Raw genomic sequence first — 13,047 nt, 5'->3', positions numbered from 1 at the left:
GGGGGCCGGCCGCGGTGGAAAACCTCCCGCGCTGCGGCCTTTTGGCACGTTAAATGCTTGGAAAGGGTCGGCCGATGTTGGCCGGGTAAACAATCGTGCGGGGGCCTGCGGCCCCCACCTTTCGCATCATCTACAGAGAGGCTCAATGACCAAGTATAAGCTCGAGTACATCTGGCTCGACGGATATACGCCGACTCCGAACTTGCGCGGCAAAACTCAGATCAAGGAATTCGCGTCGTTCCCGACGCTCGAGCAGCTTCCGCTCTGGGGCTTCGACGGCTCCTCCACCCAGCAGGCTGAAGGCCACAGCTCCGATTGCGTGCTGAAGCCGGTCGCGGTGTTCCCGGATGGCGCCCGCACCAACGGCGTGCTCGTGATGTGCGAAGTCATGATGCCCGACGGCAAGACGCCGCACTCGACCAACAAGCGCGCCACCATTCTCGACGATTCCGGCGCCTGGTTCGGTTTCGAGCAGGAATACTTCTTCTACAAGGACGGCCGTCCGCTCGGCTTCCCGGCCTCCGGCTATCCGGCCCCGCAGGGTCCGTACTACACCGGCGTTGGCTTCTCGAACGTCGGCGACGTCGCCCGCAAGATCGTCGAAGAGCATCTCGACCTCTGCCTGGCTGCCGGCATCAACCATGAAGGCATCAACGCGGAAGTCGCGAAGGGCCAGTGGGAATTCCAGATCTTCGGCAAAGGCTCCAAGAAGGCCGCTGACGAAATGTGGATGGCCCGCTACCTGATGCTGCGCCTGACCGAGAAGTACGGCATCGACATCGAGTTCCACTGCAAGCCGCTCGGCGACACCGACTGGAACGGCTCCGGCATGCACGCCAACTTCTCGACCGAGTATATGCGTACGGTCGGCGGCAAGGAGTACTTCGAGGCGCTGATGGCGGCCTTCGACAAGAACCTGATGGACCACATCGCCGTCTACGGCCCGGACAACGACAAGCGTCTGACCGGCAAGCACGAGACCGCGCCCTGGAACAAGTTCAGCTACGGCATTGCCGATCGCGGTGCTTCCATCCGCGTGCCGCACTCCTTCGTCAACAACGGTTACAAGGGCTATCTGGAAGACCGTCGTCCGAATTCGCAGGGCGACCCATACCAGATCGCTTCGCAGATCCTGAAGACGATCGCCTCCGTGCCGGCCGACAAGAAGGCCGCCGCCTAAGATCCTCCCGGCCCGGGCTGGGGGGCTGGCCCGGGTTGGACTTCGATCCGCCGAAGCCGAAAGGCTTCGGCGGATTTTTCATTCTGATGACAGCCGTTGCGGAGACCCCTCGGACGTCATGGCGGGAAATTTGTCCATCGCCGCCGAAAGCGGGATAGAGTGCGCCTGGATGCGTGCAGGGCCGGGGACGGCTGGTGTTTGAAGGCTTCTACAAGGTGAGATTTCAGCTCGGCGACGGGGTCGGCCGGAGCGTGATGCATGCTGGCAACGGCAAGATGCTCGGCGGCAATTCGGCCTTCGCCCATATCGGCACCTACGCCAAGACCGAAGCCGGCGTCGACATCGTGATCAACACCGTCCGCCACAACCCCGATCCGACCTATCGCGCCATGGCGGGCACGGACGATGCGACCCTGCTGGCCAAGGGCTGGGCCGACGGCGATCTCTATCGCTTCAAGGGCGAGCTCAAGGAACTGCCCGGCGTACCCTTTCAGTCGTTGATGACGCCGATCACCGAAGACGAGATGCCGATCGCCGGCGGCGTCGGCGAGGCCGGCATCGCCGACGGGCTTTACTCGGTGCATCTGCGCATGCTCGACGGCGTCGACGGCGGTCTCACCGGCGTGATGCTGCTCAACAAGGGTCGCATCCTCGGCGGCGACGCATCATTCTACTATCTCGGCAGCTACACCGCCGCCAACGGGCGCTGGAAGGGCCAGATCCTCAATCAGGAGCACACGCCGGCCAAGGACGACCCGATCTTCGGCGGCCACGAGGTCGGCATCGGCTTCTCCGGCACTTATGATGCCGAGGAGGCGGTCCTGGAGGCAACGGCGCTCGCCGGCAAGCGCAGCCTGCGCCTGACCGCCGCGCTCAAGCTGATGCACCGCGCCTGATCGCCACGGGAATCGCTGATGGAAACAATTCGCATGCTTTCGACGCTCGGCCTGATGGGCGCGATGCGCAGCCTGTCCTCCGCGCACGAGGCCGCGACCGGCGTCCGCATCGACGCCGACTTTGCGCCGACCCTGGCGCTGCTCAAACGGTTGCGGGACGGCGAGGCCGCCGATCTCGTGATCCTCACCCGCGAAGGGCTCGACGAGATGATCGGCGAGGGCCGCGTCGTCTCAGGGAACGCAGCCGATCTCGCGCGCTCCTTCGTCGGCATCGCGGTGCGGGCAGGGCAAGCACATCCCGACATCGCCACCGCATGCGCGCTGCGCGACACGCTGCTGGCGGCGCGGTCCGTGGCCTATTCGCGGCTGGGCGCGAGCGGCGTGTACTTCGCCCAGCTGGTCGTCCGGATGGGGATCGCGGCCCAGATCAATGCCAAGGCCACCATCGTCGAGCAGGGCTTTACCGCAGAGCGGCTCGTGACCGGCGAAGCTGACCTCGCCGTGCAGCAGATCAGCGAGCTGAAGCAGGTCGAAGGCATCGAGGTGGTCGGCCCGGTCCCGCACGATCTGCAAACGCCGGCCGTGTTCTCCGCCGGCCGGATGGCCAACGCCAAACATGCCGAAGCCGCTGACCGGCTGCTGCGCTATCTGGCATCGCCCGAGGTCATTCCCGTGCTGCGCCAATCGGGGCTGGAGCCTTGAATTTGCCGGGGCCACGACGCAACCTGGCGTCCATGCGGACTTTCCTCGTTGCCATCCTCCTCACGCTTGCGGCGCCGTTGTCGGCGCATGCGCAATCGGCCGATCTCGTCCTGTGCGACCGGGTCGCCGCCGACCCCAGCGATCCCGACAAGCCGGCCGACATGAGGGGCGTGACGGAGATTGCGGCCTCCGACGTTGCGACCGCCATCAAGTTCTGCAAGCAGGCCGCGCCGTCATCGCGACGCGCGATGTTCGCGCTCGGCCGCGCCTATGCGGCCAACCGGCAGACGGCGGAAGCGATGGCAGCCTGGCGCAAGGCCGCCGACAAGGGATCGAGTGCGGCGATGGTCGAGCTCGGTGTGGCCTACGGTACCGGCTCCGGCGTCGCCAGGGATGAAGCGCAGGCGCGCAAATTGTTCGAGAAGGCGGCGCAGGCCGGCAATCCCCGCGGCATCAGCAATCTCGCCGCGCTCAGTGGTACCGGCGGTGCCGCGCCGGCCGATCCCGCACAGGCGCGCGCATTGCTCGGCAGGGCCGCCGAGACCAATGCCGAGGCACAGTACCAGCTCGGCGTGATGCTCTCCGAAGGTACCGGCGGGGCGAAGGACGACGCCGCGGCGCGCGCGCTGTTCGAGAAGGCGGCCGCGCAAAACCATCCCGGCGCGCTGGAGCGGATGGGTGCCTTCGCACAAGAAGGCCGCGGCGGGCCAAAGGACAAGGACGCCGCGAAATCCTATTACGAGCGCGCCGCAGCGCTCGGCGATGCGGATGCCAAGCAGGCGCTGGAGCGGCTGCGCTGTCCCTATGCGATCAAGGACAAGCAGGGCAAGCTCGTCACCACGCTGTGCTTCTAAAGCGCGTTGAACGCGCTTTGGATTTATTTGGGAGCATGATCTCTTCGGAAAACCGCTGTGCACTTTGCGCCAACGCGGCCCTGCGGGTCCGGATCATGCTGTAGCTCATTTGTAGTAGTAGGCGACGTTGTTGCGGGCGTCGCGATAGGTCGTCTCGAGGAAATCGGGATAGTGCGCGGAGGCCTTCGCCACCGCGCGGACGACGCAGTCCCAGAAATCGCCATCCCAGCTGAAATACGTGAAGGTCGCGTCCTCGAACCTGACGGCGGTGATGATGGCCTGCCTGATCGCGTCGTCATCGGCACGCGGATGAGCGCGCTTCAGATAATCGAACATCGGTCCTTCATGGGCGTGGTCGCGATCCCAGCGGTATTTCGCGCTGATCTGCTCCGGCGTGAGAGTGCGGTTGACGCGGACCTCTTCGGCGGTCGGGCGCCCCTCGACCGAATCCAGCTGGGTGCGTCGGCGCCAAAGCTCGAACGCGGCATCGAGCAGCGGCTGCTTCGCCGCGCTTGCGATGAAGGTTGCGATCTGCGCCTCGGCTGATGGCTCCATGTGATCCATGCCGGTTTGTCGCGCGCCTCAACCGGCGGGTTCGAAGCCGGCTTGGGGGAGTGCGTAAGGGCGGCTCGCGACCGGCCAAACAAAAAACTCGAAAAACAACCCCATGCACAGTAGCCAAGTGTTTGAAATCACAGGCCCGCAGATGGTGTGAAATCGCCTCCTGCGGAATTGCCGAAATCTATTGCGCCGTCGGGCAAAACAGGCGCATGATGGCATCATGGCAGGGTGTGGCTTCGCGAATGCCCCTGCGCGAAAAAGCCCGATGGTCTTGGTGCGATGGCGGTGCTAGGTAGCGCGTGCTTTCCTTCTGATATTCCGGGTCAATTGCGTTGCTGGACGGACTCTACAAGGTTGAATACGGGGTCAACGATGCCTTCGGCCGCAGCATCATGTGCATGCATGACGGCAAGCTGCTGGGCGGCAATTCGGCCTTCGCGCATCTCGGAAGCTATTTCGAGCGCGACGGCGAGATCATCGCCGAAGTCATCACCGAACGGCATAACGACGATCCCAACTACAAGCCGCTGATGGGGGCCGACGTCGCCTCGATCGGCGCGCGCGGCCGGCTCGTTGGCAACCAGATCCGTCTCGCGGGCAGCGCGGACACGATGCCGGGCGCCGGTTTCTGGGCCAATCTCACCCGGCTCGATGACGAGGGGGTGCCGCCGCAGGGGACGATTGGTCCGGGCGGGGTGGTGAACGGGCTCTATGCGATCCACCTGCGCGCGCTCGACGGCGTCGATGCCGGGCTCTCCGGCGTCATGCTGCTGATGGACGGCCGCATCCTCGGCGGCGATGCGTTCTTCTACTATCTCGGCTCCTATTCCTCGGCCGACGGCCGCTGGAAGGGCGAAATCCTCAACCAGGAGCACACGCCGGCGAAAGGCGAGAACCCCGTGTTCGGCGGCTATGAGGTCGGGATCGGTTTCTCCGGCACCTGCACAACGGACAGCGGCGAGCTCGAAGGCATCGCGCTTGCAGGCAAGCGCAGCTTGCGGCTGGCAGCATCGCTCAAGTTGATGCGACGGGCGTAGGGCGGTTATTCAAAGGTCCGGGGTGTCCGCTTGCGAAGATAAGCAGGCTGGCGTTCCGCTGAGGTCGAGGTCAGCACGTGACCCCATTGCGGATCTCTCGTTGAACTTCCGATAGCGGCGCTTCTGAACGAAGCGTCATTCGGTAATTCCGCCATTGCAGATCATCCTCGATCGCACCACCACCGTGTCAACCTGTGCCGTTCCGGCGAGGACGCCCAAAATTGCGAGCAGGGTGGATCCGTATTTTTACGTAACGGAATGTTAAGACTAACAATACCAGCCGTGCCTCAGATTTAGGCAGAGCACCGCCGCTCGCCCCCCAAATCATCAATTGCCGACCGCACATCGTTGATGGGCTGAACACATTTTGAGGAAACGACATGATTGGCATGATCCAGAATTTGCGCATTGGAACCAAGCTTGGGATCGCTTCGGCCCTGAGCATTCTTCTGGTGGGCCTGATGATCTACACCCAGATGTCCGGCAACTTGGCGGTTAAAAGAGCTAATCAGACTGCGACCGAGCAACAGACAATCGCGCTCACTGCTGCAGAGGCGAAGGCGGCGCAGCGCGGCATGCAGATCGGCCTTCGCGACATGCGCCTCGCCAATGGCCCCGAGAGCTTCAAAGCGGCGAGCGAGTACCTTGCGGCCCGGGTGACGCGGGCACACGGATTTGCCGACGCGATGTTGAAGCTGAGCCATTCCCCGGAAAATCGAGGACGCATGGAGAAGCTCAAGGGCGGTATTGGAGAATATGCCAAGGGTGCCCAGCAGATCGCAGCGATCAAGACCGAGATCATTGGGATCGAAGCTAAGCGCGTCGCCGGCGGCGAACTGCCGGCTGATGCTGTTGCAAAGATCGCAAAACTCAACGACGAGGCAGTCCGCGTCGCTCGCGAGGTGATTTTGCCCGTCGCGAACGAAGTTGAGGTGCTGGCCAACAAAATTGTTGAATTTTCGAAGAGCAGCGCCGATGAGGCCAATGTCACTGCCGCAAAGGAAATGGCTTCAGCCGAACTCATGTCGCTGGCGATCGGCCTGTCGGCAGCGTTATTGTTGGTCGCAAGCTGCGTGTTCTCGATTTTCAGCATTGCCCGTCCCATGCGCGCATTGAGCCTTTCCATGGAGAAGCTTGCCGAGGGTGATTTCGGAGTGGTGCTGCCCGGCCTCGGCCGTAAGGACGAGGTTGGCCAGGTCGCTGGAGCGGTCGAGAAATTCAAGGTGGTGTCGGCACAGAAGGCCCAAGCGGAAGCCGAAGCCAAGATCAAGCAGGACCAAGTTGCCGCGCAGCAGCGCAAGGCGGACATGATCAAGCTCGCTGATGGTTTTGAAGGCGCTGTCGGCGAGATCATCGAAACCGTGTCTTCGGCCTCGACCGAACTCGAGGCCTCCGCGGCAACGCTCACTTCCACCGCCGAGCGAGCGCAGGAGCTCACCACCATGGTCGCTGCGGCCTCGGAGGAAGCCTCAACCAATGTGCAGTCTGTGGCGTCCGCCACTGAGGAACTGACGTCGTCCGTCAATGAGATCAGCCGCCAAGTGCAGGAATCGGCGCGAATGGCCAATGATGCCGTCAACCAGGCCCGCACCACCAACGATCGAGTCGGCGAGTTGTCGAAGGCTGCCGCGCGCATCGGCGATGTGGTAGAACTGATCAACACCATAGCCGGCCAGACCAATCTGCTGGCTCTCAACGCAACCATCGAGGCGGCCCGTGCTGGCGAGGCCGGTCGCGGCTTCGCAGTCGTGGCTTCGGAGGTTAAAGCCCTGGCCGAGCAGACCGCAAAGGCGACCGGCGAGATCGGTCAGCAGATCACCGGTATTCAAGCCGCGACCCAGGAATCGGTGAGCGCCATCAAGGAAATCAGCGGCACCATCGAGCGGCTGTCGGAGATTTCGTCAACCATTGCCGCAGCAGTCGAAGAGCAGGGCGCGGCGACGCAGGAGATTTCCCGCAACGTCCAGCAGGCGGCGCAAGGCACCCAGCAGGTCTCCTCCAACATCATGGATGTGCAGCGGGGAGCTAGTGAGACCGGGTCGGCTTCCTCGCAAGTTTTATCTGCTGCGCAGTCACTCTCAGGTGATTCTAATCGTCTCAAGCTGGAGGTTGGCAAGTTTCTTAGCACAGTGAGGGCTGCGTAGTCCTGGGCCCGGATATCTGGAGGCAAATGCACTCGAGCGATATGAAGCCTTCAATAACGAGGCAGACCAAAAGCTCGAAAGCTTCTATGGAGGATGGCTTCTGTTTTCGCGAGCGCATGGTCCCTGCCGGCCGCCGCTAGTTTGCGGCGTCACGGATTTGAATCGTGATCGACGTGCTGACTTCCTCTGTTGGCCCATCGCTTCGGTTGACGCGGTGCGATGCATGTCGGCTCGAGAGGTTAGAGCGGAAGTTTGCAGCCGAGAGCCAGTTCGGCGTGGTGAGATACATGTGGTGAGTTGACACTTCCGGTGTTGGCCCTTCGCATTGCCCGGACGCCGTGCAGCGATCTATCTGCAGTTCGGGTCAGTCCGGAAGTGCCACGACTCCAGTCAAACCGGCTTTGTTGACCCAAGAGGACATGGAGGTTCGCGTTCTATGCCGATTTGTTCTCATTCTCGGCGCGACACCGGGGCTACTTAACCGCCCGCAGCCTCAGTTGAATTCGCGCTCGCTTGGTTCAATCTGCGGAACAATTGTGCACGTTGGAACTTAGTGATTCTCGCAACCTGAGTGCAGTACAGTGGACCGCGATTTCAAAAACGAAGTCTTTTCCAGCTATCAGCCAAATCCGACCAAGCCCTGCAATCACTGTGGCCGAAGGCTGGCCCTCGCGGTGAAGATGCTCAACCCGGATACCGGTGGAATCGTTCGCATGTTCAAGTGCCAGTGCGGCGAGCAAACCTGGACTGAGAACAAAGAGTAAGGCTGCCGCGTCGGCGCGCTCATGCACTGCGACTTCTGCTCTTGGACCATCAGCGAAGTAGCGGCGCATTTCATTGAGGGCCGCGTGGTTATCGCATCGAAGCTCGACTGCTGCGACCGGTGGCGGTTTCGCCGGAAGGCCGGGTCAGTTGCGAAGTCCTGATCTAAGAAATTTCGACCACGCGAGAGCCCGGTGCCGCAGCGGCTCTTTGACTTGCGAGGCGCGCCACAGACCAAAGGGCTTCGGTTGTATAGAACTCCCATCAAACGATTTCCTCGTCGGTCAAGGGGTGCATCGGCCCGCCGTCCGTGTTTGAGAACAGCCTCTACCGACCTGTGTCAGGCCGGGTTAACTGCGGACTTGAGTTCGTTTATTGCAGCTTGCCGAGCCACAGGGCGGCGAGCGACTGGCGACTGCGCACGCCGAACTTGGCGTAGATCGACTTGACGTGAAAATGCGTGGTGTTCGGACTCTGCTCGAGCTTTTGCGCGATCTGCCTTTCCGTGTCCCCTGCGAGCAGTCCGAGCAACACCCGGCGTTCAGCTGGCGTGAGGGGCGCGTTGGCGATGAGCAGACCATGGCTGAGCAATTGTTGACGGTGAAACCATCTCAAGGCGCGCATCACGGAGCCCAGACGCTGGCCGTCCTGTGCCGTAAAGCGGGGTTGCTGGGCATCACGAAACACGAACAGGCGAATCCTCAAATCGTCATTGAGTGCGATGCGCACGGAAATGCTGTCGGCGAAGCCGACATCCAGATAGTGCCGACGATAGTGCTTGCCCTCGAACCATGCCGGCGGCAGCGTTTCGAACAGCAGGCGGACGCGGAACGGCTCATCGCCCGACATTGACAGGATCTGCGACAGGTCGACGTCGTCCGACCAGAGCGTATCGTACTGCTTCTGCACGGATGCCGCGACCGCCGGTACCGGGTCCAGCACCCTGACGAGGCGCGGACGCCAGCCGAGCAGGGGATCGGCCCGCTTCGGCGAAGGCAATCGCACGACCACGCCCCACAGCACATTGCGTGCCGACAACATGGTGCGCAGTGCGGACATCAGGTGGGTCAGCGCAGCATCACCATCGGCTACCGAGAAGTCGGCCAGTTGATCCCAGAGTGCATAGACGTCTTGATTTTGCGGATCGATGGGATCCGTGGAGAGAAGCATGTCATTCCCAGTGCGCGTGCAGAGTTTCTCTGACCTCAGAGGTCGCCGACCTGCGCGGGCATACATAAAGCACGGCGAACCACCTTTCTAGGTAGTTCTCAGACCTATCCAGTGGCGCGATATTCGGCGCCGTGACTGGGAAGACGGATTCTCTCAGCGTAGCGACATTGGGAGATCAGCGATGCGTACGACGACGGGCGCGCGCCGGCTTAGATGGCCCGGCGAAGGCCGGACGGACAGGCGATGGCCCGGCTCTTTCTTCGTCCTGTCAGGCGCTATTCCGGCACTCGCAGCTTCCACTGGCCAGGGTGCCGGCGGTGGAGCAATGAAGTGAAGAATACGCCTGCCCGTCGACAGCGCCGCGAGCTTCTGGTGCGATCAACTCTCCTGAGCGGCACGGCTTATGCCCTGATCAGTTGCACCTGTGCGCACGCCCAGACGGTCATCAATGTGTCCGACGGTGCCAGCCTGTCGGCGGCGATCGCGCAGGCCGACAGCAATGCCAGCGCGAGTTATGTCATCAATTTCCAGAACAACATCACGCTGACTGGCGCAGCGGCCGACACGCTCAGCGCCTTCAACACCACCAGCAACGTCACGGTGAATGGCGGCGGCTTCAGGCTGGACGGCGGTGGCGTGCAGCGCGGGTTCTTTGTCTACGCAGGCACTGTCGCCATTAACAATCTGACGATCCAGAACACCCAGGCGCTTGGCGGCGACGGGGGCAACGTTGGATTCGGTAGCGGGGGCGGCGCTGGCGGCCTCGGTGCAGGCGGCGCGCTGTTCGTGGCGAGCGGTGGCCATGTGACCGTGAGCAACGTCGTTCTTTCAGGCAACAACGCAACCGGCGGCGCCGGCGCTGTCGGCGGTGACGGCGTGCCGGGCGCAGGAACGGCCGGCGGCGCAGGCGGCGGTCTCGGCGGCCATGCAGTGGGCGGGTTCGCCGGTGGCGGTGTCGGACGCGGCGCCGATGGCGACACAGGGGCCGGAGGCGGGGCGGGCATTGTCGTTGGTGCGGCAAGTGGCGGACAGGGTTTCGGCGGCTCCCCCGGTGGCATTAACGGCGGAGGTGGCGGCGATGGAGGTGCCGGCGGGATCGGCGGAAGTCCCATATTCGGCAATGGCCAAGGCGGTTTCGGCGGCGGCGGCACTCATAGTGCTGCGGACGACAGAGGCGGCTCGGGGGGATTTGGCGGCGGCGGCGCAGGGGGTCACTCGATAGCGGGCCATCAGGGAGGCGCTGGTGGCGTTGGTGGCGGCGGCGGCGGCGGCGGCGGGGCAGACCATTTGGGTGAGGTGGCCGGAACCGGCGGGAGTAGAGGATTTGGTGGTGGCGTCGGTGGCAACGGCAGCAGCATCGCGGCGAACGGTGGCAGTGGTGGAGGTGGCGGCGGCGGCGGCGGCGCCGGATTGGGCGGCGCCATGTTCGTTCAGGAGGGCGGCTCGCTAACGATCGCCGGCGCGTTCAACGTCAACGGCGGCAGCGTCGCCGGGGGAGTCGGCGGCACGGGCGGCAACGGTTTTGGCGGCGTGGACAATGGCACGGCGGGTAGTGGCGGTTCTGCTTTTGGAGCCGGCATCTTCCTTCAAGGCAACGGCATCCTCAACTTCCAGCCCGGCGGCGGCGCGACGCAAACACTTTCAGACGGCATCGCCGACCAGACCGGTTCTGGCGGCACGGGTGTCGAGGCCGGAATATGGGGACTGAACAAGAACGGCGTCGGCACGCTGGTGCTCTCGGCGGCCAACACCTATAGCGGCGCAACGATGGTAGACGGCGGAACGCTGCGCGCCGGACACGCCGCCGCGTTCGGGACCAGCAATCAGTTTTCGGTCGCGGGCGGCGCGACGCTGGATTTGAACGGCTTCAACCAGACATTCGCCGTTTTGCAAGGCGCCGGCACGGTGACCGGCGCCAGCAGCACGATCTCCGGCATGTTTACGCCTGGCAACGGCACGCCGGGTTCGTGGATGGTGATAACGGGCAATCTCGCGTTCCAGGCGGCCGCGCAATATCTGGTCCAAATCGACCCCACGACGGCCTCATTCACGGTCGTCAACGGTACAGCGACGCTTGGCGGCGCTGCGGTGGGCGCCAGCTTTGCGCCCGGGACCTATGTGCAGAAAAAGTACATCATCCTCACCGCGACGGGCGGCGTCAGCGGTGCCTTCGGTGGCGTGATTACTTCCAGTGCGCCATCGAACTTTTCTTCGACGTTGAGCTACGATGCCAACAACGTCTACCTGGACATGGTCTTGAATTTTGGCATTCCAGGCGGCCTCAACCCCAATCAGCAGGCGGTCGGCGACGCGCTGACGAAGTTCTTCAACACCACCGGCGGCATTCCCGCAGTGTTCGCAAGCATGTCGCCGAAGGGGCTCTCGCAGGCGGCCGGCGAGACCGGAACGGGATCGCAGCAATCCACGTTCAACGCGATGAACCAGTTCATGGGCGTCATGACCGACCCGTTCATTGCCGGACGCGATGACGGCGGAACTGCCGGCGGCAACGCCCCCGGTTATGCCGACGAGGAAGCGCTCGCCTTTGCCGCGAAGAAGCGCAATCTGAACGATGCGCTGGCGGCGATTTACACCAAGGCGCCAGCTGCGGTGCCGTTCCAGCAGCGCTGGAGCGTGTGGGCGGCCGGCTTCGGCGGCTCGCAAACGACGAATGGCAACAACGTGACCGGCTCCAATGCGGCGACGTCGCAGGTCTTTGGCACAGCTGTTGGCGCTGACTATCGCTTCTCGCCGTTTACCATCGCCGGCTTCTCGCTGGCCGGCGGCGGTACCAGTTTCAGCGTCGCCAATAACGGCACCGGGCGTTCCGACCTGTTCCAGGCCGGCGCGTTCGTTCGGCACACTATCGGCGCCGCCTATGTTTCCGGCGCACTCGCCTATGGCTGGCAGGATGTCACCACCGATCGCACCGTCACCATTGCCGGCATCGATCGGCTGCGCGCGCAGTTCAACGCCAATGCCTGGTCCGGCCGCGTCGAGGGCGGTTACCGCTTCGTGGCGCCCCTGATCGGCGGGATCGGCTTCACGCCCTACGGGGCGGGCCAGTTCACCACGTTCGAACTGCCGGCCTATGCGGAAGGTGTCATCTCGGGCAACAACACCTTTACGCTCGCTTATACGGCGAAGAGCGTGACCGACACCCGCAGCGAACTCGGCGTGCGCACCGACAAATCCTTCGCCATGCAGAGCGCGATGCTGACGCTGCGCGGCCGCGTGGCCTGGGCGCATGACTTCAGTTCCGACCGCGGCATCGGTGCGACGTTCCAGACTCTGCCGGGCGCCAGCTTCTTCGTCAACGGCGCCCCGCAGGCTACCGATTCCGCGCTTCTCACCGCATCCGCCGAAACCAAATGGATGAACGGCTGGTCGACCGCCGCGACTTTCGAAGGCGAGTTCTCCAACGTGACGCGCAGCTACGCCGGCAAAGGCGTGGTGCGATATGCGTGGTGAACTCCTGGCAGCGGTGCCGTCGGAAATGATCAGGCCGCGCGATCACGTGATGACGCTCGGCGTGAACTACAATTTCGATTGGACTCCGTTCCCGGGACGGAGTGCGCTTGAGAAATGAGATCGATTGGCGCGCTGTTGAGATCGCGAAGAAGCGGCGGCGCGCGGGCGCCGCCGACCCGAATGACGCTGTCTGCTTGCTACCGAGCGTCATTCTTACTGAAAGACGAGTCGAGAGCGTGACGATGAGGACGCACTGCTACCGTTCTCGAA

At 63.3% G+C, this 13,047-nt stretch carries 9 protein-coding genes; 7 read left to right on the top strand and 2 right to left on the bottom strand.

Annotated elements, in window-relative coordinates; all coding sequences use genetic code 11:
- Positions 1–145 precede the first annotated feature (145 nt).
- The 4 genes from IVB40_RS20120 (at position 146) to IVB40_RS20105 (ending at position 3,632) form a co-directional block, all read left to right on the top strand.
- Entirely contained in the window at positions 146–1,180 is a 1,035-nt protein-coding gene (locus tag IVB40_RS20120) for a glutamine synthetase beta-grasp domain-containing protein (protein WP_007591833.1), read from the top strand.
- 194 nt (positions 1,181–1,374) lie between these two features.
- Positions 1,375–2,076 carry a GrlR family regulatory protein gene (locus tag IVB40_RS20115; protein WP_027569732.1) on the top strand — a complete coding sequence of 234 codons (702 nt, stop codon included), beginning with the start codon at positions 1,375–1,377 and terminating at the stop codon, positions 2,074–2,076.
- 18 nt (positions 2,077–2,094) lie between these two features.
- The gene (locus IVB40_RS20110) at positions 2,095–2,778 is read left to right on the top strand and encodes a substrate-binding domain-containing protein (RefSeq protein WP_247816094.1); all 684 of its coding nucleotides are present in this window, start codon (positions 2,095–2,097) and stop codon (positions 2,776–2,778) included.
- A 32-nt stretch (positions 2,779–2,810) separates the two neighbouring features.
- Positions 2,811–3,632 carry a tetratricopeptide repeat protein gene (locus IVB40_RS20105; RefSeq protein WP_027569734.1) on the top strand — a complete coding sequence of 274 codons (822 nt, stop codon included), beginning with the start codon at positions 2,811–2,813 and terminating at the stop codon, positions 3,630–3,632.
- Between the two features lie 105 nt (positions 3,633–3,737).
- Here the strand turns inward: IVB40_RS20105 and IVB40_RS20100 are convergent, their stop codons facing one another.
- The gene (locus IVB40_RS20100; RefSeq protein ID WP_247816093.1) at positions 3,738–4,187 is read right to left on the bottom strand and encodes a hypothetical protein; all 450 of its coding nucleotides are present in this window, start codon (positions 4,185–4,187) and stop codon (positions 3,738–3,740) included.
- Between the two features lie 338 nt (positions 4,188–4,525).
- Between IVB40_RS20100 and IVB40_RS20095 the strand changes: the two genes are divergently transcribed.
- Positions 4,526–5,230 (top strand): GrlR family regulatory protein, encoded by a 705-nt coding sequence (locus IVB40_RS20095; protein WP_247816092.1) that lies wholly within the window; start codon positions 4,526–4,528, stop codon positions 5,228–5,230.
- A 380-nt stretch (positions 5,231–5,610) separates the two neighbouring features.
- Positions 5,611–7,374, top strand: coding sequence for a HAMP domain-containing methyl-accepting chemotaxis protein (locus IVB40_RS20090; RefSeq protein WP_247816091.1), 1,764 nt, complete (start codon positions 5,611–5,613; stop codon positions 7,372–7,374).
- 1,134 nt (positions 7,375–8,508) lie between these two features.
- On the opposite strand, the gene IVB40_RS20085 is transcribed toward IVB40_RS20090, so the two are convergent.
- Entirely contained in the window at positions 8,509–9,306 is a 798-nt protein-coding gene (locus IVB40_RS20085) for a helix-turn-helix transcriptional regulator (RefSeq protein WP_051462929.1), read from the bottom strand.
- A 372-nt stretch (positions 9,307–9,678) separates the two neighbouring features.
- Between IVB40_RS20085 and IVB40_RS20080 the strand changes: the two genes are divergently transcribed.
- The gene (locus tag IVB40_RS20080; protein WP_247816090.1) at positions 9,679–12,777 is read left to right on the top strand and encodes an autotransporter domain-containing protein; all 3,099 of its coding nucleotides are present in this window, start codon (positions 9,679–9,681) and stop codon (positions 12,775–12,777) included.
- The last annotated feature ends 270 nt before the right edge of the window (positions 12,778–13,047 follow it).

Source organism: Bradyrhizobium sp. 40 (genome assembly GCF_023100925.1).
Taxonomy (GTDB): Bacteria; Pseudomonadota; Alphaproteobacteria; order Rhizobiales; family Xanthobacteraceae; genus Bradyrhizobium.
The sequence above is the reverse complement of the archived record's forward strand: the minus strand, read 5'-3'. Positions and strand labels throughout refer to the sequence as shown.